Genomic DNA, 25,662 nt, shown 5'->3' on the forward strand with positions numbered 1-25,662 from the left:
CGTGGGGCCACACACCGACCAGTTGGTGCGGGCCGCTTGGCCCGCCCGAGTGGGGCGAGCCAAGCGGCCAGCGGGTGAGGATCGGGAACGGATGGCGGGACCTGTCGGCTGTGTGATCGAAAAGCATGATCGCACGGTCTCAGGGGCTAGGCCGCGACCACCTTGCGAGGACGGCCACGGGGGCGCTTGTACGGGACCACCACGCCGGTGACCACGAGCTCACCGCCCCACACGCCCCAGGGCTCGTGGCGGTCAAGCGCCGTCGACAGGCAGGCCATCCGGATTGGGCAGTCGCGGCAGATCGCCTTGGCGGACTCGACGTCCGCCGGCGACTCCGCGAAGAACAGGTCGGGGTCAGCGTCCCAGCAGGGTAGCGAGAGACGCTCCCGCTCGATCCGGGCAACGATCGAGGGGTCGAACACCGGTGTCACCTCCGACACGGGAATTTCTTCGGTGCGGTCAGAAGGGGAAAAACACAAAGGCCGCGGTCCCCAGCGGGGTCCGCGGCCTCGGGTTCTGGCCTAGGTGCCGGTCTTATACCGGCGGTTCCGTCTGGGACGGACCCCTGCTGCGTGGGTGGCGTCGCGTGAACGCCTGGGTCTTGGCCTGGAGCTGGTTGGTGTGGGCGATGGCAGCCGTCTTGAAGGCGGACTTGTCCCGTGCGGACGGAGCGGCGACGCTCGCGGCATGCCGATCCGCCGGGACGACGATCGGCTTCACAGCCGGAACGACGTCGAGACGGGCTTCGTCCGCCAGCGCATATGCCATCGGCGCCTCGGCCGGCGGCATGTCCGCCATGGACACGAAGGTCAGCGTCGAGACATCCGTCCCGCCACGTGCGGCCGATGCCCCCGCCGCGTTGGTGCCGCGCCAGAAACCGCCTGCGCCGGCAGCCCCGAGCATGGGGCCGGACAGGATGCTCGCCTCACGCGGACGCGCGAGAACGGACCCGAGCTCGGCACAGCCGGCGTCGAAGACCGCGACACGAATGCCAGTAAGCACCCCTATCGCCTCCTCTCGCACGGCCGGTCCGCCCTCGCGTCCGACATCTGTCCTTGGCATCTGAGATCCGGAGCCACAATGATCGCCGTGCCCAGACCCGTGGGATGGGGACCCAGGGGACCATGGCCCAGCGCTCAGTGAGCACCAGCTCCGGTGTTCACGGGTAACGGTAGGGGGCCGCCGGAACCGCGACAACTTATTTTTTGAGTCGGACAGGCGACACCATAGGTAACGCCCGCCGAGACGAACTGTCAGCCCATTACGTCACGTGACGACTCATGCCGGAGAGGTCACGGACGGCGGCCGGTGTGTGGCCTCGACGCGCCGGCCGACCCACCCCGCTGACCGCCGCCGGCCGAGTGGCCAGCCGGTCAGCCCGGTCAGCCGGCCAGCTGGTCAGGGCGTGGCGGTGACCAGGGCGAGCACGTCGGCGCCGTAGCTGTCCAGCTTCACCTGGCCGATGCCGGGGATGGCGACCAGTTCGGCGACCGTGCTCGGCTGGCTCTCGGCGATCGCCTCCAGCGTCGCGTCGGTCAGGACGACGAAGGCCGGCCTGCCCAGCTCGCGCGCCTTCTCCGCCCGCCACTCGCGCAGCCGGTTGAGCAGGGCTCGGTCGACGTGGCGGGGGCACGTCGCGCACCGGCCGACGCGGGCCGCCGCGCCGGTGAGCGCCTGACCGCACACCCTGCAGCGCACGGCCGACCGGCCCCTCGGCCTGGCCGCCCCGCTCACCGCGGCGCCGTCCCCGCCACTCCCTCTCGGGCCTTCCGACGGGCCTCGGCGGCCAGCGGACGCGGGCCGGCCACCCGCCGGGCGCAGCCCGTCGAGGAACCGGGACGGCCGCCGCGGGCGCCCCCCCGCGGCGCGCGCGAGCGACCACGACAGCGCCAGATGCTCCCGCGCCCGGGTGACACCCACGTAGAGCAGCCGGCGCTCCTCCTCGATCTCCTCGTCGGTCTGCGCGTGCACGATCGGCACCATCCCGTCGACCAGCCCGACGAGGAACACCGCGTCCCACTCCAGGCCCTTGGCCCCGTGCAGCGAGGCCAGCGTCACCCCTTCGACGGTGGGGACGTGCTGGTGCGTCGCCCGGTCGGCGAGGTCCGCGACGAAACGCTCCAGCCCGGCGTCGGGCTCGGCGACGGACAGGTCGACGGCCAGGCGGTGCAGAGCGGCGAGGTTCTCCCAGCGCTCCCGCTCGACGCCGACGGTGGGCGCCGTCGCCCGCCAGCCGCCGGCCCTCAGCACATCGGCGACCGTGTCCGTGAGCCCCGCCGGGCGGTCCGTGTCGGCGGAGCGCACCGCGGCGCGCAGCAGCCGCACCGCGTCGCGCACCTCCGGCCGCTGGAAGAACCGCTCACCGCCCTTCACCAGGTACGGGATGCCGGCGGCGCCAATCGCCTCCTCGTAGGCCTCCGAGGCGGCGTTGATCCGGTACAGCACGGCGATCTCGCTCGCCGGCACGCCGCCGGCGAGCAGGGTCCGGATCCGGGCCACCACGGCCTTGGCCTCGTCCGCCTCGTCCGCGCACTCGAGCAGCGCCGGCTCCGGGCCGTCGGGGCGCATCGCGACGAGACCTGGCCTGCTGGCCGCCACCCCACCGACGGCGGGGATGCCGGCGCGGCCGACGACCCCGCCGGGCCGCGCGCTCGCCTTCCCCTGCCCCGCCGATCCCGATGGCCCCGCGGGAGCCGCGGCGAGCAGCGCGTTCGCGAGTCCGACGACCTGCGGGGTCGAGCGATAGTCGCGGACGAGGTGGACGACGGTCGCGTCCGGGAACCGGCGTGGAAACTCGACCAGGTAGCGCGGCGAGGCGCCGCTGAACGAGTAGATGGTCTGGTGCGGGTCACCCACGACGCACAGGCTGTCCCGGTCCCCGAGCCAGGCGTCGAGCACCCGCTGCTGCAGTGGGTTGACGTCCTGGTACTCGTCCACGACGAAGTGCCGGTACCGCGACCGCAGCTCCGTCGCGACCCAGGAGTGCTCCTCGATGACCGCCGCGGTCAGCAACAGCAGATCGTCGAAATCGACCACGCCGGCCGCGCGCTTGACCTGCTCGTAGTCGGCGTAGAGCCGGCCGACCGCGTCCGCCGGCCAGACGGTCTCGCGCCCCGCCGCCTCGGCCGTGCGCGGGTAGTCCTCGGGGGTCACCATCGTGGCCTTCGCCCACTCGATCTCGGAGGCGAGGTCACGCAGTTCGCTCCGGTCAGGGCGTCGCGCGGAACGGCCCGCGGCCTTCACGATGAGTGGGATGCGGCTCTCCACAAGGGCGGGGAGCGCGGCACCGGCCACCTTCGGCCAGAAGTACCCAAGCTGGCGCAGCGCCGCCGCGTGAAACGTCCGGGCCTGTACCCCCTCGACGTCCATCCCCCGCAGCCGGGCACGCAGCTCACCGGCGGCCCGGTTGGTGAACGTCACCGCGAGCACCTGGTCGCCGGGCACGCCCTGGCGGGTGAGGTGCGCGATCCGGCGGGTGATGGTCCTGGTCTTCCCCGTCCCGGCGCCGGCGAGAATGCATATCGGCCCCACCGGGGCGAGCACCGCCGCGCGTTGCTCCGGGTCGAGCCCGCCTTCCTCGAGGCGGTCGGCCAGCGGGCCGTCCTCGGGTTCTCCGCCCTCGTAGCGGCGTCTGTCGGTGGAGCCGCCGGCGAGCCCGGCGGCCGCGGCGCCGCGCGGACCGGTTCCGCCCGTGGCCGGGCGCGGCCGGGCGGCGTCAGCCGACACGGCCGGGCGAGACGGACGGGAGGCGGCGGCCAGCTCACCGGACATGACCTGAAACCGTAGTCACTGCTCGCGGTGGGAAGCGGCGGGGCCGTCGGCGGGTTGTGGATGGCTGGCACCCGGCATGAGCGGCCGCAGCGTCGGAATCTCTACCCGTGTGCCCAGATATGTCGGTCTCTGCCTCGTGACGGTGCGGCGACGGGTTGGGTGCTTGAGTGTCCTGGCGGCGATCCGGCAGGTCTGCCAGTCACCTCGTCCAGCCCGAACAGGGCCAGGCCACGGCCGGCTGTCCGGGACCGGGACCGGGTAGATCGGGCGCTCAGCGCCCGACGGGCGAGAGGATGACCAGTGCTCACGATGTACAGCACCAGCTGGTGCGGCTACTGCAAGCGGCTCAAGCGCCAGATGGACGACGCGGGCATCCCGTATGAGGTCGTCGACATCGAGTCCGACCCCACTGCCGAGCAACTGGTCCGCGATGCGAACAACGGCAACGCGACCGTACCCACGGTCGTCTTCCCGGATGGGACTGTGATGACGAATCCGTCCCTCCGTCAGGTCGCCGAGAAGGTCACTTCTGCCGCATAACGGATACGCAGAGCAACGAGAAAATCGGCGCTCGACGCCCTCCGGACGCATACACGGCCGGCTCATGGGACGGTGTCCGTCACTGCCCGTGAAGTTTGTGGGAGAGTTCGGCCTGTGTCGTCACCACCCTCAGGACAGGCGCGCAGCACCGTGGACGCTGCCGCGCGGGCCGCGCAAGCCCTCCACCACATGGAGGCGACCGGGTTCGTGGAAATCTCCGCGACAACGGCCACCTACCTGCAGGTGGTTGGGACGCTGCCCGGTCTGGATCCGGGAACGCAGTTTCCACGGTCGGCAAGTCTCGCCGCCCGCGTACTCGACGGTGCCCCAGCCATCGGTACCAATGTGGGGATGGAACCGAGTCTGGCGGACACGGCGGAACACGAACGCCTCGGGGTGGGCAGTCACGTCGTCGTGCCGGTCCTCACCCGGACGGGTGAGCTCGCCGGACTGCTGGTCGGGCTCGACCGCGGCGCGGTCGAGGTCGGTCCCACCGCGCTGCCACTGCTGCGCGGCATAGCCGATGGTCTGGGCGCCGCGTGGCCGGCGGACGGTGCCACGCCCGCCGCGGCCCCACCGGCCGCGCCGAGCACGGCCGGCGAAACCTCCACGAGCGCCGTACCCGGCGTCCCCTCTCTCGGACCACCGCGACCGGGGCCTGGCCAGCGCGGCGTGCCGTCGACGGCGCCCGGCGCCGCGGCGGGGCCGCCAGTCACCGGCCCCGGACGCGCCGTACCCGGACCCGGCCCGCTGGCCGGGGGCGCCGCCGGGGCGGCCAGGGCACCGCGGCCCGGACCCCCGCCACGGCCGGGTCCCCGGCCGGGGCCGCCGCCGCGCGCCGCCGCCCCGCACCCCGCGCAGCCATCGACGGCACCGCCCGGAGCGGCTCCGGGAGCGGGTGGCGAGATGCGGCTGCGCCGGACCGGCGCCGGCTGGGTGGTCGAAGGCCCCGGCACGGACGTCCGACCGGTGGGTGACCTGATCTCCGCGATGGTGCTGGCCGATCTGCTGGCGGAGGACCTGAACCCGCCCGGCCGGCCGCGCCGCGCCGACCGGGAGCTCGGCGAGATCGAGAAGCTGCGGCTGTCGGTGGTCCAGCTGGAGCACGCGCTCGCGTCCAGGGTGATCGTGGAGCAGGCGATCGGCGTGCTGGCCGAGCGCCATCACATCAAGCCGCGAGACGCGTTCGAGCGGCTGCGGCGCACCGCGCGGGGCATGGGCCGCCGGGTGCATGACCTGGCCCGCCAGGTCGTCGAATCGGTCAGCGACCCGCGGATCGCGCTGCCAGGAGAGCTCGGCGGCCGGCCGGGGCCGGGGGCCGCGGCCGGGCCAGGGCCGGGCACCGCGCCCCGGCCGACCCCACCGCGTCCCACGCCTACCCGCCACTGACGCGCGCGACCTCCGGCGCCGGCCGGCTCCTCGACGGTGCGTCCCGAGGAGCGGCCAGCGGCCCGGGCGCCGAAGAGCCAGGAACCGGTCGGACTAGTCGACCACGGTGGCCGTCACAGAGCCGAGCGCCGCGACCGCGCCCGTGATCTTCTCGGCGTCTCCGACGAGGACCGTGACGAGCCTGGTCGGCGCGAGCAGGCCGGCGGACACGGCGAGCACGTCGTGGGCGGTGACCTTGGTCAGTGCCGCCGGGTGGTCACGCAGGTACTCGACCCCGATGCCCGCGCCCGCGAGCCCCGACAGCGTGGAGGCGAGGCCGGCGGCCGTCGCGCTACCTAGCGCCATCGTCCCCACGGAGTACTGCCGGGCCGCCTCGAGCTCGTCCGAGGCGGGCTCGAGAACCGCCATGCGGCCGAGCTCGTAGAAGATCTCCAGCAACGCGGGCCCGGTGACGTCGGTCGCGACGTCGGCGGCGGCCGTGAACCGGGAGCCGGCCAGGTAGTGGTCGACGGAGCTGCGCGGCGAGTAGGTGTAGCCCTTGTCCTCGCGGATGTTGTCGACCAGCCGGGAGCTGAAGTAGCCCCCGAAGATCGTGTTGGCGAGACGCTGCGCCGGGTAGCCGGGATCGTGGCGGTCGAGCGCGCCGCCGCCGAGGCGGATGTTCGTCTGCACCGCGCCCGGTCGGTTCACGATCAGGATCGGACCGGTCGCCAGGGCCGGGACCGTCGGCATGGCCTCGGGCTCGCCACCGGACCAGCCGCCCAGTGCCGCCTCGACGGCGCCGAGCGCGGTCGCCGCGTCGACGTCGCCGACCAGGGTGAGGATCGCGCCGCGCGGGGAGATCCTGGCCGTGTGCAGGTCACGGACCGCGCCGACGCCCACCCCGGCGAGCACGGCCGGCTCGGCCACCACGCTGCCGTAGGGGTGCCCGGGGAACATCCGGCGCAGCAGCGCCTCCCGGGCGATCACGGCCGGCTGGCTGAGCGCCATGGTGGCGTCCTCGACCACCCGGTCGCGCTCGCCGCTGAACTCGTCGTCGGGGTAGGTCGCCTCGGTCAGCACCTCGGCGAGGATGCCCAGCAGCGGGTCGAGGTTGGTGGCCAGCGCCGAGCCGACGACCGCGAGCCGGTCGGCGTCGACCCCGGTAGAGAGGGATCCGCCGAGTGCCTGCACGGCGGTGGCGATCTCCACCCGGTCACGCTTCGACGTACCGGTGAAGAGCGTCTCGGCGAGCAGCTCGGACTGCGCGGCGAAGTCCGTGCCCAGGCCGGTGAACGGGATCCGCAGGCGCAGCTCCACCAGCGGGACGCTGGTGCGTGCCACCACCAGCACGCGCAGCCCGTTCGGCAGCGTCCGCTCCACCACCGTCGGGAGCTCCGCCGGCAGCGTCGGGCGGACGGCCGGGATGACGCCGGCCCGCTCGGTCATCGTCGTCATCGCCCGCTCCGTCCCGTCGCTCGATGTCCACTACCAGCCGCCGGGCACGCGGAACCACGCCATGATCGCGTCGGCTTCGGCCGATCGGCCGCCCCGCGGGCGACCATCGCGTACTTCCGCGCGTTCACCGTCATGAGGCCGCCCCGGCCTTGAGCTCCAGCACCGAGCGTCCCTGCGCGCGCAGCGCGGCCGCCGCCGCGGCGACGTCGTCGCCGGTCACCTCGGACAGCAACGCCGGCAGCTCGTTGAGCGTCTCCGGGCGGCCCCGGTGCAGCTCGAAGGCACCAAACGCGAGCGCCCGGCCCAGCGCGTCGTCCGCCTCGCGCAGCAGCCCCGAGGCGACGCGCGCGCGGATCCGTTCCAGTTCGCCGTCGGCAAGACCGTCGGTCGCGAGCCGGTCGAGCTCCTCGTCGATCGCGGCGAGGATCCCGTCGGCCGGTGACTCGGCCGGGTGGCGGGCCTCCACCGTCAGCAGCAGCGGGTCGCGCTGGTCGAACGGGTCACCGAAGGTGCCGACGTAGCTGCTCACGCCGATCACCGACCGGTCGGCCTGTACCAGCCGCCGCTCCAGCCGGCTCGCGTCACCAGAAGTGAGCACGTCGGTCAGCAGGTAGTGCGCGAGGAAGGCGGACAGGTCGGCATCCGGGTCCGGGACCCGGTAGCCGATCGCGAGCGCCGGCCGGGGCGCGAGCTTGTCGACGAGATCGTCCCGCCGCTCGTCGGACCTGACCGGCTCGGCGAAGCTGCGTCGCTCCGGCACCGCGCGGGCGGCGATATCGCCGAAGTACCGCTCCACGAGTTTCATCGCGTCGTCGGCGGCGAAGTCACCCGCGATCGTCAGGACGGCGTTGCCTGGCGCGTAGAACTTCTCGAAGAAATCCTCCGCGTCGTCCAGGCTCGCCGCCTCCAACTCGCTGAAGTCGCCGTAGCCGTTGTGGGCGTTTGGGAAGGTGTCGAACGCGACCGGCGGCAGGGTGATCCAGGGGAAGCCGCCGTATGGGCGGTTCATCACGTTTACCCGGATTTCCTCCTGGACGACGGCGATCTGGTTGTCCAGGTTCTCGCGGGTGATTTTCGGGGCCCGCATCCGGTCGGCCTCGAGGAAGAGAGCGAGCTCGAGCGCGCCGGCCGGAAGCAGCTCGTAGTAGTCCGTGTGGTCCGGGTGCGTCGAACCGTTGAAGATTCCACCCGCGGCCTGCACGTACTTCGGGTGTTCGGCCTTCCCGACGTTCTCGCTGCCCTGGAACATCATGTGCTCGAACAGGTGCGCGAACCCGGTGCGGCCCTCCGGCTCGGACCGGAATCCGACGTCATAGTGCACGGCGACGGCCACGACCGGCGCTGTCGCGTCGGGGGCGAGCACGACCCGCAGCCCGTTGTCGAGCCGGGTCTTCTCGAGCGGATAGGCGGGCGAGGGGAGAGACGAGGTCATCGTGGCGGACGCCGTCGGGTCGGTGCCGGTGCGTGAGGACACATCTCGCCACGCTACTGCCCCAGGACGGTTCACCGGCACCGGTAGCGCCAACCGGCGGGCCCCGGGGCGCCCGCGCGCTTTGGCGGACGGAACACGGCGCCGATGACGCGGTTCGTCCGCCAAAGCCAGGTGAGGGTCAGCGGGCTGGGGTCGGGGTGGCGGACGCGGTCGGGATGGCCGGATCCGCGATCGGGCTCGCGCTGATGGCGAGGGCCGGGAGACCGCCGCGCAGGATGGTGCCGGCGCAGACGGCGAACCCGACGAGCAGGAGCGCGTTCGCGATGGTGCCGACGACGCCGCTACCGCCGCCGGCGAAGTTGACCGGCTCGTAGGCGACGAACAGCGCCGCCGCCCAGCGGGGCACGGCCCGCGACCGCCACAGCGCGATGCCGAGGCACACCATCGAGACCAGACCACCGACGAGGCTGAACAGGACGAACGCCTGGAACTGCGCCGAGCCGCTCATGTGGTGCATCAGCGCGGCGCCGGCAGCGTGGTCGGTCTCCGCCGCCGCCGCGCGCACGTTGTCGGTGCTGACCAGGCCGATCCAGGCGCTGCCGGAGATGATCCCGAGCCAGCCGGCGACACTCGCGAGCCGGCGCGCCCGTGGGAACGCCAGCAGCGCGGCAATCGCGGTGGCCGCGCCCAGCAGCAGGATCAGGATCTCCGCGGCGAGTCCCGCGTCGACCCGACCGGCGTGCGCCGCGAACCTGTCGACCGCGGCGACATCATCGCCCTCGCCGCTCGCGGGGAGAAGGGCGGTCGCCAGGACGGCGCCCAGCCCGGTGAGGAGCAGACAGGCGGCGGCGAGCAGCCGGCCGACCGGCGAGGTGGACGGTACGGCGGGGGTTGCGGCGGTGGGCATGGCATCTGTTCCTTCCAGGGCGTCCGGGACTGATGGCGTCCAGGACTGGATGACTTCGAGCGCGGGATGTGGTCGCGGCGTCGAGCGACGCGCTGCCGCGACGAGGGACCGGACCGAGACCTGGGCGAAGCTGGCGCGGACTCGGGGCGAAGCGGGCGGTCGAGGTGAGCCGGGTGAGCCGGCGCGGCCCCGGGGTCAGCCGGGTCGGCCGGCACCCGGGGCCGCGGGGTCAGCTGACCTCAAAGCCGCTCGCGAGGATGCTGGCGAACTCCGGGGGCGGCCCGACGGGGGTGGAGACGATGTAGCGGCCGGGGCTGAGCGTCGCCAGGCCGTAGGCCGGGTCGGAGCCGGTGGGCTGGGCCACCGCGACGATGTCGGCGATGTCCTCGAGGTTGGCCTTGCGGGCCTGCACGTCGGCCGCGGTCGCGGTCTGGCCGTCGCGGACCTTGCCGAGCAGCAGGATGAAGCCGGCCTTCGCCGGGTCGGTGCCGGTGTTGGCGAACTTCATCGCCACCGGGCCGGCGGGCAGCGTCGCCGGCACGCCGTCGAGGGCGGTGCCGGCGCTGTTGGTCACGTCGAGGGTGGTGTAGCCGCAGGAGTCGTGCGCCCACCCGTTGACGGCGGTGAGCGCCGCGCTGAGCGAGGCGTCCTCGGTGGAGACCGGCTTCCCCTCCTTCGCGCCCTGCACAACCGTGGCCAGCACGTCGACCTTGCTCGTCAGGTCTGCCGGGACACCGGCACGCAACGCGGTGATCTGGGTCTGCAGCGGCGTCGCCCAGGCGGCCAGCTCGGCCGCGGACGCCGGCGGGCCGTCGGGGTCGATCCCGGGGACGTTCGACCAGTCGCTGGCCAGCGCGGCGGCGCAGGCCGCCTGGGTGTTGTTGGCCGAGGCCGAGGCCGAGGGCGTGGCCGCGGCGGCGGGTGAGTCGGACGAGTCGGAACAGGCGGCGAGCAGGACGACCGCGCCGAGGCCGAGGGCGCCGGCGGCGACGGTCCAGCTGTGTCGGCTGCGGCGGGCCTGGCCGCCGATGCTGTGGGTCTCCATCGTTATCTCCTGATCGGATCCTGGCCGGACCGGTCCGGCTGACCGGTCGCTGTGGCAGGGCGATCATTCGGGCGGTTCGTTCCCGGCAGCACGTGTGCGCCGGCCCGCCGGCGCCGGGAGGATTTCCCGGCCCGGACGGGAACGCCTGTGCCCCACACTGGTGCGACCTGGTGCGATCACATGGACCGATCCGCACCCGGGAAGCCCGAGCGCAGGGAGCAGGCGTGGATGTGACCGCTCAGGACCAGCCGCGGCCGACCGACCCGCGGTCACGGTGGCGATGGCTGGCACACGTCCTCGCCCTGACCGTGCTGGCGCTCATGGTCGCCAGTGTGGTGATGCTCCGCGCCGTCCCGGACGGGGTCATCTCGCCGTCCGGGAACTCGGTGAGCAGGGACGGCTGGACCGAGATCACGCTGGCGGTACCGTACGTGGTCGCCGGCTGGCTACTGGCCTCGCGCCGGCCGGAGGTGCCGTTCGGCTGGCTGGCGCTCGCCGCCGCGTTCGCCCACGCCGCGGGGGCGGCCGGCGGTGGCTGGACGATGGTCGCTGTGTACGGGGGGCACGACCTGCCGGGCGTGCTGCCCGTGGCGATCATTACTCCCGCCTGCATGGCGACCGAGCCGGTCGTGCTGGCGACTACCTGGGCGACCTTTCCCTACGGCCGGTTCCCGCGCGGGCGGATCGGCTGGCTCGCCGCCCTCAGCATCGGGCTGTGCGTTGTGGCCTGGCTGACCGGGCCGCTGTGGGACTTCAAGCTCGTCGATCCGCCACCGAAGTACGCCGACCTCACCAACCCGATCGGCGTTCCCCTCCCCGAATGGCTACCGGTGCTCCTGTTCGCCTCGGGCCTGTTGCTCGGGTCGGTGGTGATGGTGGTCCGATGGCTGCGCGCGCGGGGCGAGCTGCGCCAGGTGCTGCGCTGGCTGGCCGTGGTCAACGCCCTCGGCATCGTGTTGACGCCGTTCGTCGTGGCGCTGCCGGCCGGCGAGATGATCGCCAACGTTGGCACCGTCGTGCAGCTGGTCGTCATCGTCGCGGTGGTGCTGGCGAACCGGGTCTACGGCATCGAGGTCGTGCTTAACCGCACGCTCGTCTACGTCCTGCTGACCGCGTTCGTGTCCGCGGTGTACGCGGCCGGCGTCGCCGTGCTCGCCGCATTCGGGCAGGCCATCGGCGGCCCCTGGACGGTGGCGGCCGCCCTCGGCGCCGCGTTCAGCCTGGCCCCGGCCCACTCGCGGGTGCAACGGATCGTCAACCGCTTCCTCTACGGCGAACGCGACGATCCCCACACCGTGACGACCCGCGTGGCGGCCCGGCTGGAAGCCGCCGGCAGCGTCGAAGCGCTGCTGCCGAGCCTGGTCGAGGCACTCGCCGGAACCCTGCGTCTGCCACGCGCCACCGTGGAGCTGCGCGGCGACGACGGGTCGGTCCGCGCCATCACCTATACGGACATCGACGACGCGGGCCGCGCGGCCGACCGATCCGCGCGCGGGGCCGCCGCTCGGTTCCCGCTCGTCCACCAGGGCGAGGACATCGGCGCGCTCGTCGTGGCACTGCGATCCGGGCAGAACGCGCTCGCCCCACGCGAGACCAGGCTGCTCACCGACATAGCCCGGCAGGTGGCGGTCGCGGCCAGCAACGTGCGGCTCACCGAGGCACTCATGCGCTCCCGGGAACGAATCGTCAGCGCTGCCGAAGAGGAACGCCGCCGGCTGCGCCGCGACCTGCACGACGGCCTCGGACCCGTCCTCACCGCCGCGGCAACCAAAGTGGACGCCGCCCGCAACCTCGCCGGCCGCGACCTACCCCGGGCGACGAACCTGCTCGCCGACGTGCGCCGCGACCTCACCTCGGCGCTCGGCGACCTGCGCAGACTGGTCTACGCGCTGCGCCCGCCCGCCCTGGACGAGCTCGGCCTGCTGGCTGCCCTACGCGAGACGCTGCGCGGCCCCGCGGTGCCGGTGACGCTTACGGCCCCGGACACACTGCCGCCACTGCCGGCGGCGGTTGAGGTCGCTGCCTACCGGATCGTGACCGAAGCCGTCACCAACGTCGCCCGACACGCGGGAGCCACCCACTGCGACGTAACGATCAACTGCGCCGACACCCTGACCATCGAGATCCGCGACAACGGCCGGGCGAACGGTTCCCAGGGGACCGCGACCTCTTGGATGCCCGGGGTGGGACTGACCTCGATGCGGGAGCGGGTCACGGCCCTGGGCGGATCCTGGAACGCCGGACCCACCGCCGCCGGCGGCCGCGTCCTGGTCAAGCTCCCGCTGTCCCTGGCCGGGAGCACCATGCCATGGCCGGCGGACGGCACGGGCGGCACGGACGCCTCAGGCGTCACGGACCTTTCGAAGATCAAGGGCGTCGGCCACGCGACGGACGCCCAGCTGGCCGGGAGCGCGGGATGACGGAGACGGACGGGACCGCCAGCCGCCCGGAAGCGGCGGGGCCTGGCGGCGGGGCCGAGGGCTCGGCGGCGGACATCCGCGTGGTCATCGTCGACGATCATCGAATCGTGCTCGGCGGCCTGGTCGTGCTCCTCGACTCGATGGACGGGCTCACCGTCGTGGGCGAGGCGACCTCGGGCGAGGAGGCCGTCGGGCTGGTCGGGCGGCTGCACCCGGACGTGGTCCTCATGGACGTCGAGATGCCGGGGATCGGCGGGGTCGAGGCGACCAGGCGGATCGCGGCCGCGTATCCGTCGGTGGCGGTGGTGATGCTGACCATGTACGGCGAGGACGAGTTCGTCTTCGCCGCGCTGCGCGCCGGTGCCCGCGGCTACCTGCTCAAGGGCGCCCAGCAGGAGGACGTCGTGCGCACCGTCCGCGCCGCCGCGCGTGGCGACGCGGTGTTCGGGCCGGACGTCGCGCAGCGGGTGCTGCGCGCGTTCGCCAACCCGCGGCCGGCCGCCAAGCCGTTCCCCGAGCTCACCGACCGGGAGCGGGAGATACTCGCCCTACTCGCGAACGGTTGGCCCAACGGCCGAATTGGACGCCATCTTGGCCTCACCGCGAAAACCGTCGCGAACAACGTTTCAAATATCCTCGCGAAGCTCCATGCCACAGATCGCGCCGCAGCGATTCTCGCCGCCCGTCGAGCCGGTTTTGGCGACCCATAATCTCGAAAACGACACGCCGTTGAGACTCACCTTTTCGACCGCTGCGCCCTATAGTCGCCACATGAACAGATACGAACCGGTTGCCCGGTTCCGGGTCGCGCACCCCGAGCCGGCGCGCTCGACCGAGACCGCTATGCGTCTTCAGGTCGGGCCGACCGGCGACCGCGCACCGGAGCCTCGGAAACTGTTGGCGCCATGCACTACCATTGATGTACGTCCCTGGAACCCACGACGAGCGGAGGTGGATCATGGTTGCTCAAGCCATGCCGCTGGACAGCCCGGCGGACGACGACGAGGCGGACTTCGTTGCTTCGGACGAGGACCTGCATCAGGCCTGGCTGAACGCCTTGCAGATAGCGGGATTCTCCTATGAGGAGCTCGCGGAGCAAGCGCGAACCGGAGCCTTCGAGACAGCGTCCGCGCATCGAGCCTGGCACATCGTCAAGAGCCTCCTCCCTTGGCGGGAACCTCCAACGCGAGACTAGGCGTTTTGCCGACGAGCTGAGCGCACTCCTCAACGGCACCGTCTGTCGCGGCGTCCGCTTGATAACCGTCCGGTCATCCTCCAACCGAGACCACGTCTGGGTCGGCTACAGGTCGAGCAACAGAGAAGTTCTCGGTGCACGAGGCATCCCGCTCTCAGTGGGACGCGCGCCCCGATGCTGGCTGGATCTGAGTTTCGTGACAGGCATGGACGAATTCAGTCAGCACCTGATGGTCCTCACTTCCTACATCGGACTCTATACCGACGCCAACATTAAGCAGGTCCTCCTGCACTATGACTATGAGCGCGAAAAGACAGACGGGTACCCCGAAGCACACCTGCAGATTCCGGCAACATCCGAGCCCTGGGTCTCGCTGCTGAGCCGATGCCCGGACGCGAAGAAGGAGCTGGGACACCTTCACCTGCCGACTGGCGGTCGGCGGTTCCGGCCGACGGTCGAGGACCTCGTCGAGTTCCTGATCGTGGAGCGGATCACCGAGGCGCGCGACGGCTGGCGGGATGTGCTGGCCAGATCCCGAGACGCCTTCCTGAGCCGTCAGCTCCGCGCCGCCGTCCGGCGCCTCCCCGAGGCCGCCGCCGACCAGCTGACGCAGATGGGCTACGCGGTCGCGACGCCGTAGGGGACCAGGCAGGCGGTGCATCGGCCCGCACGCGCACGGACGGCGCCGGCGGATCGGCGGTCTGGGCGGCTACCGTGAGAAGCGTGGATGCGACTGTTCCCGGGGGACAGTTTCCGGCCGGCCTAAAGGCCCTGCTCAGCTTCGAACTGGCCTCCGTGGGTGAGGACATCATCGCGGCGATCGCGGCGGAGGTGCCGGCCTATGCCCGCCCCCTGGAAGGGCGGTTCGGGCGGGGGGTGCGGGCGGGCGTCGCCGAGGCGCTGCGCCGGTTCCTCGCGATCGTCAACGGCGGCCCGGACGACCCGGCCGACATCGCCGCCAGCCGCGAGATCTACGTGCGGCTGGGGCACGGCGAGTTCCACGCCGGCCGTTCCCTGGACAACCTGCTCGCCGCCTACCGAATCGGCACCCGGGTCGCGTGGCGACGGTTCGCCGACGTGGCCCTGCTGCGCGGTGGGCTGGACGCCGCCGGCCTGATAACCCTCGGCGAGACGCTCTTCGGCTATATCGACGGTGTCTGCGCCGCGTCCACCGAGGGATACGCGCTGGCCCAGTCCGCCGACGCGGGCGCCCGGGAGCGGCTGTGGGACCGGATCGGCGAGCTGCTGCTGTCCGGGGCGGACCCAGCGAGCGTCGAGGAGATCACCCAGGCCGCGTCGCTGCGGATCCCGGACCGCCTCGCCGCGGTGCTGGTCCCCACGTTCGCCGACGGCCGACGGCGGCTCGGGCTGCCCACCAGCTGCCCGAGCGCCACGCACGGCTCGGACCTGTGGCTGTTCGTCAGCGGGGACGACGCGCGCGGGCAGCGGCTGGCCGGCCAGCTCGCGGGGCGCTCGGCCGTCGTCGGCCCGACGGTGCCCTGGGCGCGGGCGGCCGCGAGCGCCGAACGGGTCAGGTTCGCGCGCGAGGCGCGCGATGACGGGCTGCTGACCGCGGACCCGCAAGGCGGCCCGCTGTTCACGGATGACCACCTCGCGGCGCTGCTGCTCACCCGCGACCCGCTGCTGCTCGCCGACCTCACCCGCCGCCGGCTCGAGCCGCTCGCGGGCCTGCCCGAGCGGACCCGGCAGCGGCTCGCCGCGACCCTGCTGTACTGGCTGGCCCTGCACGGCCAGCGCGGGCTGATCGCCCGCCGGCTGCACATCCACCCGCAGACCGTTCGTTACCGCGTCCTGCAGCTGCGCGAGCTGTTCGGTGACGCTCTCGACGACCCGGACGCCCGCTTCGAGCTGGAGCTCGTCCTGCGTGCCGGCGCCGGCACGATCATCGGAGACGAGGGCGCGCACGACGACGAGGGCGAAGGCGCCCGAAGCCAGCCCGTCCCGGCGGACCCGGCCGGATCGGCGGGGGCCGCGCACGAAGGCCAGGTCGCGCTCATCGCCGGCGCGGCGCGGCCACGGGCCCGGCGCGGCGCCCGGCCGTCGTCCCCCGACTAGCCACATCGCTACCAGGGCGGCTCCGCCGGAGGATCTGTCAGGCCGACAGCCCCGCCACCGGCTCCCCCGCGAGCTCGCGTACCGCCGCTCGGAAGAAGGCGACGTCGACCGCGAGACCGACGGCGACCGGAGCACCGATGCCGTCGGCGTTGCCGTCCGGCCCACGGCCAGCGGCGACGCCCGGGGCAACGGGAGCCGCCAGGGCCGCGGGCTCGGCCTGGCGGCGTCGCCAGCCCAGCTGGCGCAGGTCCACGACGGTCTGGCCCCAGGCGGCGCTGCCGCCGGTGTCGACCTCCACCGGCAGCGTCTCGACGCCGAGGATGTCCGGCCGGACGACGGCCATCGCCGCCAGCAGGTCGTGGCAGGGCGTCTCGCCCTCGGCGCACAGCGAGCCCGCGTTGCGGCGGTAGAACGACAGCGGCCCGTGGAGGAAGGCCGCGGCGGCGGTCCGCCGCGCCGCGAGCGCGGCGAACTCGACGTCGCGCAGGGTCGCCTGGTGGGTGACGTCCAGGCCGACCATCACCGGCGGCGCCGACCAGCCGGCGCCGAGCGCCGTGGCCGCGGCGAGCGGGTCGTTCGCGACGTTGGCCTCGGCGCTGGGCCGGGCGTTGCCCTGGGCATGCGCGCTGCCGCCCATCAGCGTCAGCCGGCTCGAGGCGGCCGCCGCCGCGTCGGCGCGCACCGCCGCCCCCAGGTTGGTGAGCGGCCCCAGCGTCAGCAGCGACGCGCCCCGGCGCATCTCCCTGACCAGCACGTCGACGGCGGGGGTGTCCTCGTCGGCACCTCGCTCCGGGTCGGCGAACCCGACGTCGCCCAGCCCGTCCTCGCCGTGGATGAACACCGGCCGGGTGATGTGCGGCGCCGGGTCGGTCGGGTCCGCCCCGACGTACACCGGGATGTCGGGGCGGCCGGCCGCCTCGAGGATGACCCGCAGGTTGCGGGCGGCCTGGCGCACCCCGACGTTGCCGCCCACCGCGGTGACCGCGGCGATCTCGACGTCCGGCCGGCCGCACAGCCACACGATCGCCGCCGCGTCGTCGATCCCGCCGTCGCTGTCGATGACAAGCCGCATCAGCCCGCTCCTCCCACGCCCTCACGCCGCCAGACCCGGACCATCCTCGCGTAACCGGCGAACCCGGCCCCCAGGCCGGGGCGTGCCCGCGACCAGGGAGGTCCGGTCGGTTACGGTGCGACCCGTGCGGCTGGGGACGTTCAACGTGATGCACGGCCGGTCGCCGAGGGATGGGGACGTCGACCTGGCGCGGTTCCGCGCGGCCGTCGCGTCCCTGGACTGCGACGTGTTGGCGCTGCAGGAGGTCGACGCCGGCCAGCCCCGGTCCGGGGGGGCCGACCTGTGCGCGGTGGCCGCCGACGCGCTGGGGGTCGCGGAGGAGGACCGGCGGTTCGAGGCGACCGTCTACGGCACTCCGGGCCTCGCCTGGCGGCCGGCCGACGGGTGCCGTTCGCCCGGCGAGCCTGCCTACGGGATCGCTCTGGTCAGCCGGTTTCCTGTCCGCGGCTGGCGGGCCGTGACGCTCGGGCGGGCGCCGGTGCGGTCGCCGATCGCCGTGCCCGGGCCGGACGGCCGGCCGCGGCTGATCCTGCTGGCGGACGAGCCGCGCGTCGCGATCATCGCCAGGCTGGCGACGCCCGTCGCGCCGCTGACCGTCGTGAGCACCCATCTGTCCTTCGTGCCCGGCTGGAACGCGGCACAGCTACGCCGCCTCACGCGGGCCCTGCGCCACGACGGCGCCCCGGGCGAGGCCGGCTCGCCGCCGCTACGCGGCACCGCCGGGGCCGCTGACGCCGGGGCCGGCAACGCCCACAACGTCTACAACGCCGGCGCTGTCGGCGCTGGAGGCGCCCAGGGGATCGACGAGGCCACGGTGATTCTCGGTGATCTGAATCTGCCGGGGCCGTTGCCGCGGGTGCTCACCGGCTGGCGGCGGCTGGCCGCCGCGCCCACGTACCCGGCGCATGCCCCGCGGGTGCAGTTCGACCACGTCCTCGCCCGCGGGACCGTGCCGCCGGTCGCCGCCGTGCGGGCCGAGTGGACGGCGGTGTCCGATCATCGCGCCCTGATCGTCGACCTCGCGGGTGGCCGGTGACGACGGCCGGCGGCCGGCTCAGGGAGCGCGGGGCGGCCCCAGGAGAGCGGCCAGGTCCGCCTCGGCCGGGAGCTCCGGGCGCACCAGGCGGCTGTCCCTGACGTAGTAGAAGGCCGCGTCGACGGAGCCGAGGGGGACGCGGCGCAGCCGGGCCCAGGCCAGCCGGTAGAGCGCGAGCTGGACCGGGTCGGCGGCGGTGGCGCCGGTCTTCCAGTCGATCACCTCGTAGCGGCCGTCGCCCAGGTCGTAGACGGCGTCGATGCGGCCGCGGACCACCCGGCCGCCGATCGGGAGCTCGAACGGCGTCTCCACGGCGAGCGGGCGCCGGCCGCCATATGGGCCGGCGAGGAATGCCTCCTTGAGGGCGCGCAGCTCCGCGTCGTCGAGGTAGTCGTCCTCGGCGCCCGGCAGGTCCTCGTGGTCGAGCAGCGGGCGGCGGTCGAAGATCTCCTCGACCCAGGTGTGGAAGCGGATGCCCCGGCTCGCGGCGGGGACGGGCCGGCGCGGCAGCGGGCGGACCAGGTCCCGGGCGAGCCCGTCCGGGTCGGCGCGCAGCTTCATCACCTGCGTCGCCGTCAGCCCCGTCGGCAGCGGCACCCGGCGGACAGGCGCGCGGGCCGCGAGCTCCTCGTCGAGCAGCAGCCGGGTCTCCTGGTCCAGGGCGTCGAGCAGCGCCCGCTCCTGCGCGGTCATGCCGGCGCGGTCGTCCGTCTCGGCGATCCCGGTGACCGTCTCGACGAGGACGGCGGCGGCGCCCCGGCCCTCGGGAGCGCCGGCCGCCGCGGCGGCGGAGACGGCGGCGGCGGCCGGGGTGCCCGCGAGCAGGCCGCGCACCGCGTCCGCCACCGCCCGCCGGACGGCCCCCGCCAGCGCGTCGGCCGGTACCGGCCACACGTACTCGGGTGGGGTCTCCAGTGCCGGGTTGGTCTTCTCCAGGGGGATGTCGGCCCAGTGCTCCACCCGGCCGTTGCCATCCCGCCGTGCGTGCTCGCGCAGCTCGTCGAGGAACGTCGACGGGCCACGCGGCTTCTTCTGGGTGGGGCCCCACCAGTGGCCGCCGCAGATCAGCGTCGAGCGGGCCCTGGTGAACGCGACGTAGGCGAGGCGGCGCTCCTCGTGCTCCGCCTGCTCCCGGCACTGGTCGGCGAACCGGTCGAACACCGCACGTTCGTCGTCGACGGCGAACTCCGGCAGGTCCTCGGCATCGCCGCGAAGCGGCGTCGGCAGCACGGAGGGCGAGGTGGTCCACCGATCTCCGACCATGCTGTCGGGGAACGACCCGCGGCTGATGTTGGGCACGGCGACGACGTCCCATTCCAGGCCCTTGGCGCCGTGCATGGTGAGCACCTGGACGGCCTTGCCCGCTCCGGCGACGTCGGCGTCCAACCCCCGTTCGTACTGCTCGCCGGCCCGCAGGAAGCCCAGGAACGAGGTGAGCGAGGCTCGCCCGCTCGCGTCGTCGTAGCCGGCGGCCGAACGGTCGAAGTCCGCCGCGACCCGCAGGAAGGCGGCGAGGTTCTCCCTGCCCCGGGTCCCGCGGGGCGCGGCAAGCTCCAGCTCGACGTCGAGGCCCGTCGTCTCGACCACGCGGTGGACCAGCTCCACCAGCCCCGCGCCGGCGTGCGCGCGCAGTTCGGCGAGCTCCGCGGCGAGCGCGCGGACGCGCCGGGCGCCCTCGGCGGAGATCTCCTCTCCCGGGTCGGCCAGCGCGTCAGCCAGCGAGACCACGTCGCCCGGGTCGACGTCCGCGACCGCGTCGTCCAGCGCGTCCGCCGGCGCCGCCGCCGCGGACGGGTTCCGCGCGGTGGGGGCTGCGCGCAGCAGCTCGACCGCCCGGCGGCCGAGCGCGGCGAGGTCCCGGGGACCGAGCCGTGGGCGCGGCCCCGTCAGCAGGCGGACCAGCGACGGGTTCGCCGTCGGGTCGTCGAGCACCTCCAGCGTCGCCCGGATGTCGGCGATCTCGGGCTTGGACAGCAGGCCGCCGAGCCCGAGCACCTCGACGGGCAGCCCTTCGTCCGTCAGCGCCGTCACCAGCGCCGGCACGTCCGACCAGGACCGGGCTAGTACCGCGCACTCCCGAGGCGGGCAGCCGGCCCGGACCCGCCCGGCGAGCTGGCCCGCGACCCAGCGGGTCTCGTCGGCCCAGGTGGCGTGCAGCGCGACGACGGTCTCCCCGGCGAGCATGGCCTGGGGCCGTGGACGCAGGACGGTGACGGACCTGGTCGGCAGCCGCTCGGCGACGGCGTTGGCGAGGGTGAGCAGCCGCCCGCCGCTGCGCTGGTTCACCGACAGCTGGTAGGTCGCCGCCGGTGTGCCGTCGGCCTGGCGGAAGTGCTCGGGGAACCGGTCGAGGTTGCTCGCCGAGGCGCCGCGCCAGCCGTAGATGGCCTGTGCCGGGTCGCCGACGGCCGTGACCGGGTGCGCCGCGCCGAACAGGCCGACCAGCAGCCGGCGCTGGGCCACCGAGGTGTCCTGGTACTCGTCCAGGAGCACCACCGAGTGCTGGCGGCGCAGCAGCGCGCCGACCTCGGGCACCTGCTCGGCCAGCTGGGCGGCGAGCGTGATCTGGTCGCCGTAGTCGAGCAGCTCACGGCTACGGCGGGTGGCGCGGTAGGCCTTGACCAGCTCCGCGAGCTCGAGCCGGCGACGGGCGGTGAAGGCCAGCCTGCGCAGCTCCCGCACCAGGGTGGCCGTGTTCTGCCGGGCGCGGGCGCGTTCCGTCGCCGCGAGCACGTCCGCGAGCCAGCGCCGGTCGAAGGCGATCAGCTGGTCCGGGTCGACGAGGTGCTCGCCGCACTGGCCGTCGAGCGCGACAACCGCCTCCACGAGCGCGGACATGGAGCCGGTGAAGGCCTCGACGCGGCCTGGGTAGCCGCGGGCGACGTGCGCGGCGAGCTGGTAGCGGGCGGCGGCGGGCAGCAGGACGCAGTCGGGCTCCAGGCCCAGCCGCAGCGCGTGGTCGGCGACCAGCCGGCTGGCGAACGAGTTGTAGGTCGCGATCGTGGGCTCGCCGACACCGTCGTCCGCCCACGTCTGGGCCGCCTCGGGAGCCGGGGCGGCGAGGCCGCCGTCACCGAGGACCTGGCCGCCCGCGGCCGGCGGCTCGGGGCTGCCCGGCTCGGGGCTGCCCGGCTCGACGCCGCCCGCGGCGCCCGCGACGGCCAGGCGCGCGCGGCGCAGCTGGGCCAGGGCCCGGCGCACCCGTTCGGCCAGCTCGCCGGCGGCCTTGCGGGTGAAAGTGAGGCCGAGGATCTGCTCCGCGGGCACCCCGGCCGCGGCGACAAGCCACACCACCCGCGCGGCCATCACCGACGTCTTGCCCGAGCCCGCTCCGGCGACGATCACGCCGGGGGCCGCGGGCGCACAGATCGCGTCCAGTTGCTCCTCGGTGAACGGAACGCCGAGCAGGCCGCGCAGTCCCTCCCTGGTCAGCCGGCGCGGTTCGAGGGCCGCGGCCGTATCGCCGGCCGGATCGGGAGGAACCCCGCGCCCGGCTTCCTCGAACCACACTTCGGCGACCGCGCCGGCATCCACGCCGTCGCCGCCGAAACCGGGCAGAGCGGGCTGCGGCGGGGCCGAGCGAGCCGGCCTCGTCCCGAGCGGCACGGACGCCAACGGGACGGCGCCAGCGGGCAGGGTGGGGAGTGCCTCATCCGCGCGACGCGCGGCGGTGCCGTCGGCATGGCGCTGGGTGGCACCGGGAGCCGGCTCGTCGAATGCCTGATCCGGAAGCGGCGGGGACGTGTCCATCACTCGACCACCTGCCTGCCCTCCGCGGGCCACGCGGGACATGAGCGCCGGAACGAGCAGTAGTCGCAGTTGGGCCCCGTCGTCGGGGCGAACGTCTCGGTGGCGATCGTGCGCACGGCCTGGCCGAGCAGCTCGTCCACCCAGGCCCGCCCGGCGGGCAGCGCCTCCTGCCGCTGGACCTGGGGCGACCCGGTGGGCTCGCCCGGCTCGCGGGGGCCGGCCCGGTCCCCGTCCGCGTCGCGGCGCAGGAGAACGAGCTCGGCGCCGCCAGGGACGGCGTGCCGGTCGCCGGCCTCCGCGAGCCGCGCGGGCTCCGGCCGGTCCGGCGCCTCCGCCGGGTCTGGCGCCTCTCCCCGGTCCGGTGCCTCCGGCGGGGCCGCGAGGCCTGGCTCGGACGGGGCGTTCGGCGCGACTCGCGCGTCGACGGCGCCCTCGCGGACGGCGAGCTGGTAGGTGCCCAGCTGGACGTGCTCGGCCAGGTCGCGGGCACCGACGGCCGCCCGGCCGGTCTTGAAGTCGATGACGTGCACCCGGCCGGCGTCGTCGAGCTCGAGCCGGTCGATCGAGCCGCGCAGCCGGACCGGGCGGCCGTCGACGGTGAGGTCGATGCTGAACCGCTCCTCCGAGCCCACGACGACCCGGCCACGCTCGGCCGCGTGCCAGTCGAGGAAGCGGGCGAGCGCTTCCCGCGCCGCCGCGCGCTCCTGGTCCGAGCGCCAGGGGGCCTCGAAGGCGAGATGCCGCCAGACCGTGTCGAGGCGGGCGTCCAGCGCGACGAGATCGGCCGGGGTACGGCCCGCGGTGACCTCGTCGACGAGCGCGTGCACGACCCGGCCAAAGCTCTGCGCCGTCGTCGCCGGGCGCCCGGCGTGCGCCTCGTGCTCCAGGAACCAGCGCAGCGAACAGTCGCGCAGGCTCGTCAGCGACGACCCGGACAGCCGGATCGGCTCCTGGGCCGGGACGACCGGTACGTCGGACGACGTCACGTCGCGCACGCCCCACCAACGGTCGGGGTGCGCGGCGGGAACCAGCGGCCGGTCGGCGTGGTCGGCGGCGGCGGCCAGCGCCGCGAGCCGACGGCGGGCCGCGCGCCGCGCCGCCGGGCTCGCCGACTGGTCGACCGACACCCGGCGCAGGGTGGCGACCAGGCTCGTCAGGGTGAGCGGCCGCGGTGTCCAGGACGAGCCGTCCACCACCGGCACGCCCAGCTCGGCAAGGAACTCGCTGCGCCGGGAGCCGTTCTCGCCCGCCGTCCCGTCCTCGCCCGCGGTGTCGACAGCGGTGACGACGAGCCGGCGCCGTGCGCGGGTGACCGCGACGTAGAACAGCCGGCGCTCTTCGGCCCAGCAGTCGCGGGGAGTTTCGGGCGGGCGCAGCCCACCCCGGTCGGGGGTGTCCAGCTGCTCGGTGCCGAGCAGCGAGTGCTGTGCGCGCAGATCGGGCCAGGCCCCGTCCTGAACGCCGCGAACAACCACGATGTCCCACTCGAGGCCCTTGGCGCGGTGCGCGGTGAGTAGCCGGACCGCGTCCGGGCGGATCTCGGCGCCCGCGCGGTTGTCGGCGGCGAAGTCCTGGCTGGTCAGGTCGGCTATCAGCCCGCGGGCGCCGCCGCCCGGCCCGCGGCGCTCGCCGAGCCGGCCGACCGCGTCGAACAGGGCGACGACGGCATCCAGATCGGCCTCGGCCGCCCGCCGCCTCGCCCCATAGCCGCTGGCCGCGGCGAACCGCAGCCGCGCCGGCCAGCCGGTGCCCTCCCACAACGCCCAGAGCGCGTCTCGCGGGGTGCCCCCGGCCCGCAGCCGGCGGCGCACCGCGCGCAGCAGCGCACCGACCTCGGCCACCGGGCGGGCAAGGCCGGCGTCCACGCCGTCCGGAACCAACGCGGGGTCGGCCAGGGCGGCCCGAATCATCTCCGCGGACGACTCCGGCCCACGCGTGGCGCGCGCGGCGCCGGCGTCCGGCTCAGCCGGGCCGTCGGCGTCCGCTGACGAGTCGGCGTCCGCTGAGTCGTCGGCGTCGGCGCGGCTCGACCCAACCGCGGCGGCCCCAGCCGACTCGGCTGACTCGGCCGCGCGGGCGTGCTCCCGCAGCGCGCGGCCCAGGGCCCGCAGGCCGGCGGGGTTCGCTCCGCCGAGTGGGGACAGCAGGAGCGCGCGGGCGTCCGCCGCGGTCAGCGACGCCGCGTCGTCGGCGCAGCGCAGCGCGGTGAGCAGGAGAGCCGCGGCCGGCCGCGCCGCCAGCGGCGGCTCGTCACCGGCCATGTCGACCGGCACGCCGGCCGCCGTCAGTGCCCGCGCCACCGGCGGCAACGCGTCGGCGGAACGAGTCAGCACCGCCATCTCCTGCCAGGCCACCCCGCCCGCGAGGTGCTCGCGACGCAGCAGGTCGACGATCGCCTCGGTCTCCGCGGCCTCCGACGGAAACGACAGCGCCTCGACCTGGCCGGCCCGGTCCGGCTCCGCGGGAACGAGCGCGCGGTGAGCCCGCAGCGCGGCCACTGGCAGGCCCGACACCGGCAGGCGGCTGGCGACCTGCCGGCTCGCGGCCAGCACCGGCGGGGCCATCCGCCGGCACACCCCGAGCGCGCGCACGTCGGCCGGTGAACCGTCGGCGCGACGGAACCGGTCGGGGAAGTCGAGCAAGCCACGCACCCGCGCGCCCCGGAACGCGTAGATCGACTGGTCCGGGTCGCCGAAGGCGACCAGGTCGGCCCCGCCCGCCGTCAGCGCGGCCAGGAGCCGCTCATGCGCGGGATCGGTGTCCTGATACTCGTCGACGAAGACCGCCCGGTAACGGGCGCGCAGCGCCTGGCCGGACTCCGGGTCCTCGACGAGCGTCACCGCCCGGTGGCCCAGCTCCGGGTAGTCGACCGCGCCGTCGTACCCCAGGTTGTCCAGGTAGTCCGTGTAGAACTCGGCGAGCGCCGCCCAGTCAGGCCGCCCGGCGCGGGCCGCGAGCGCCCCGAGGCCAGCCGGGTCGAACCCGACCTCACGGACCCGGGCGAACAGCGCCTCGACCTCCTCAGCGAAGCCCCGGGTGCGCAGGCACACCTCGAGCGACGCCGGCCAGCGCGGCCGGCCGAGCTCACGCGAGCCCTCGATCAGATCGCGCAGCCGGGTGAACCGCTCCGGACCGGTCAGCAGCCGCGGCGGCGGGTCGCCCGGGCGAGGGAACTCCCGCAGCACGGAATAACACCAGGAATGGAAGGTCCAGGCCACCGTCCCGCCGACCGCGGCGCCCACGCGGGCGGTGATCCGCTCGGAGAGCTCCCGCGCCGCCCGCCGGCTGAACGTGAGCACGAGAACCGAGCCAAGATCCAGCCCCGCCTCCACGCGGCGGGCGACCGCCTCGACCAGCGTCGTCGTCTTGCCCGTGCCCGGCCCGGCGAGGACCAGCAGCGGCCCACCCGAGTGCTCAAGCACCGCCCGTTGGGCCTCGTCCAGCCCCGCGGGCTCGGCCCACGCGGCCACCGGCGCCGACCGGTCGAGCCGGTAGCGGCGTACGTCAGCGCCCGGCCGCATCAGGGCGACCGGCGGCGTGACGGTGGGCGGCGTCACGGTGGGCGGCGTCACGGTGGATCGTCTGTGACGGT

At 74.4% G+C, this 25,662-nt stretch carries 18 protein-coding genes; 8 read left to right on the forward strand and 10 right to left on the reverse strand.

Features of this window, described 5'->3' with window-relative positions; genetic code table 11:
• Positions 1 to 146: 146 nt before the first annotated feature.
• The 3 genes from QOZ89_RS16505 to QOZ89_RS16515 all read right to left on the reverse strand — a co-directional run bounded on the left by QOZ89_RS16505 (position 147) and on the right by QOZ89_RS16515 (position 3,771).
• Complete coding sequence (locus QOZ89_RS16505) at positions 147 to 440, reverse strand: WhiB family transcriptional regulator (protein WP_071049967.1); 294 nt, start codon at positions 438 to 440, stop codon at positions 147 to 149.
• A 94-nt stretch (positions 441 to 534) separates the two neighbouring features.
• Positions 535 to 1,002 carry a hypothetical protein gene (locus QOZ89_RS16510; RefSeq protein WP_312624167.1) on the reverse strand — a complete coding sequence of 156 codons (468 nt, stop codon included), beginning with the start codon at positions 1,000 to 1,002 and terminating at the stop codon, positions 535 to 537.
• A gap of 396 nt (positions 1,003 to 1,398) precedes the next feature.
• Positions 1,399 to 3,771 (reverse strand): ATP-dependent DNA helicase UvrD2, encoded by a 2,373-nt coding sequence (locus QOZ89_RS16515; protein ID WP_083418934.1) that lies wholly within the window; start codon positions 3,769 to 3,771, stop codon positions 1,399 to 1,401.
• 300 nt (positions 3,772 to 4,071) lie between these two features.
• Between QOZ89_RS16515 and QOZ89_RS16520 the strand changes: the two genes are divergently transcribed.
• On the forward strand, positions 4,072 to 4,311 hold the full coding sequence (locus QOZ89_RS16520; RefSeq protein ID WP_071049965.1) for a mycoredoxin: 240 nt from the start codon (positions 4,072 to 4,074) through the stop codon (positions 4,309 to 4,311).
• 207 nt (positions 4,312 to 4,518) lie between these two features.
• A complete protein-coding gene (locus QOZ89_RS16525; protein WP_397428791.1) occupies positions 4,519 to 5,700 on the forward strand; it encodes an ANTAR domain-containing protein in 1,182 nt (393 codons plus the stop codon).
• 93 nt (positions 5,701 to 5,793) lie between these two features.
• Here QOZ89_RS16525 and QOZ89_RS16530 read toward each other — a convergent pair whose 3' ends face one another.
• From QOZ89_RS16530 to QOZ89_RS16545, 4 genes are all read right to left on the reverse strand, one after another.
• Positions 5,794 to 7,137 carry a M16 family metallopeptidase gene (locus tag QOZ89_RS16530; protein WP_071049964.1) on the reverse strand — a complete coding sequence of 448 codons (1,344 nt, stop codon included), beginning with the start codon at positions 7,135 to 7,137 and terminating at the stop codon, positions 5,794 to 5,796.
• A gap of 130 nt (positions 7,138 to 7,267) precedes the next feature.
• On the reverse strand, positions 7,268 to 8,569 hold the full coding sequence (locus QOZ89_RS16535) for a M16 family metallopeptidase (RefSeq protein WP_071050037.1): 1,302 nt from the start codon (positions 8,567 to 8,569) through the stop codon (positions 7,268 to 7,270).
• A gap of 178 nt (positions 8,570 to 8,747) precedes the next feature.
• Positions 8,748 to 9,476 carry a DUF4386 family protein gene (locus QOZ89_RS16540; protein WP_071049963.1) on the reverse strand — a complete coding sequence of 243 codons (729 nt, stop codon included), beginning with the start codon at positions 9,474 to 9,476 and terminating at the stop codon, positions 8,748 to 8,750.
• A gap of 229 nt (positions 9,477 to 9,705) precedes the next feature.
• Entirely contained in the window at positions 9,706 to 10,521 is an 816-nt protein-coding gene (locus QOZ89_RS16545) for a hypothetical protein (protein WP_071049962.1), read from the reverse strand.
• Positions 10,522 to 10,745: 224 nt separating this feature from the next.
• Here QOZ89_RS16545 and QOZ89_RS16550 point away from each other — a divergent pair, with 224 nt between their 5' ends.
• From QOZ89_RS16550 to QOZ89_RS16570, 5 genes are all read left to right on the forward strand, one after another.
• On the forward strand, positions 10,746 to 12,941 hold the full coding sequence (locus QOZ89_RS16550) for a GAF domain-containing sensor histidine kinase (RefSeq protein ID WP_083418933.1): 2,196 nt from the start codon (positions 10,746 to 10,748) through the stop codon (positions 12,939 to 12,941).
• Positions 12,938 to 13,651: a response regulator gene (locus QOZ89_RS16555; protein ID WP_083418932.1), complete on the forward strand. Its 714-nt coding sequence runs from the start codon at positions 12,938 to 12,940 to the stop codon at positions 13,649 to 13,651. The genes QOZ89_RS16550 and QOZ89_RS16555 overlap by 4 nt, the downstream gene beginning before the upstream one ends.
• Before the next feature lie 248 nt (positions 13,652 to 13,899).
• Positions 13,900 to 14,136 carry a hypothetical protein gene (locus QOZ89_RS16560; protein WP_083418931.1) on the forward strand — a complete coding sequence of 79 codons (237 nt, stop codon included), beginning with the start codon at positions 13,900 to 13,902 and terminating at the stop codon, positions 14,134 to 14,136.
• 196 nt (positions 14,137 to 14,332) lie between these two features.
• On the forward strand, positions 14,333 to 14,776 hold the full coding sequence (locus QOZ89_RS16565; RefSeq protein ID WP_131804066.1) for a hypothetical protein: 444 nt from the start codon (positions 14,333 to 14,335) through the stop codon (positions 14,774 to 14,776).
• An 83-nt stretch (positions 14,777 to 14,859) separates the two neighbouring features.
• Complete coding sequence (locus QOZ89_RS16570; RefSeq protein WP_312624168.1) at positions 14,860 to 16,212, forward strand: PucR-like N-terminal domain-containing protein; 1,353 nt, start codon at positions 14,860 to 14,862, stop codon at positions 16,210 to 16,212.
• A gap of 37 nt (positions 16,213 to 16,249) precedes the next feature.
• Here QOZ89_RS16570 and QOZ89_RS16575 read toward each other — a convergent pair whose 3' ends face one another.
• Positions 16,250 to 17,284: a nucleoside hydrolase gene (locus QOZ89_RS16575; protein WP_312624169.1), complete on the reverse strand. Its 1,035-nt coding sequence runs from the start codon at positions 17,282 to 17,284 to the stop codon at positions 16,250 to 16,252.
• 124 nt (positions 17,285 to 17,408) lie between these two features.
• Between QOZ89_RS16575 and QOZ89_RS16580 the strand changes: the two genes are divergently transcribed.
• Complete coding sequence (locus QOZ89_RS16580; protein WP_312624170.1) at positions 17,409 to 18,320, forward strand: endonuclease/exonuclease/phosphatase family protein; 912 nt, start codon at positions 17,409 to 17,411, stop codon at positions 18,318 to 18,320.
• Between the two features lie 18 nt (positions 18,321 to 18,338).
• On the opposite strand, the gene QOZ89_RS16585 is transcribed toward QOZ89_RS16580, so the two are convergent.
• On the reverse strand, positions 18,339 to 22,070 hold the full coding sequence (locus QOZ89_RS16585; protein WP_397428792.1) for an ATP-dependent helicase: 3,732 nt from the start codon (positions 22,068 to 22,070) through the stop codon (positions 18,339 to 18,341).
• The gene (locus QOZ89_RS16590; RefSeq protein ID WP_312624175.1) at positions 22,070 to 25,591 is read right to left on the reverse strand and encodes an ATP-dependent helicase; all 3,522 of its coding nucleotides are present in this window, start codon (positions 25,589 to 25,591) and stop codon (positions 22,070 to 22,072) included. The genes QOZ89_RS16585 and QOZ89_RS16590 overlap by 1 nt, the downstream gene beginning before the upstream one ends.
• Positions 25,592 to 25,662: the final 71 nt, after the last annotated feature.

This window comes from Pseudofrankia coriaricola (genome assembly GCF_032027725.1).
Classification (GTDB): Bacteria; Actinomycetota; Actinomycetes; order Frankiales; family Frankiaceae; genus Pseudofrankia.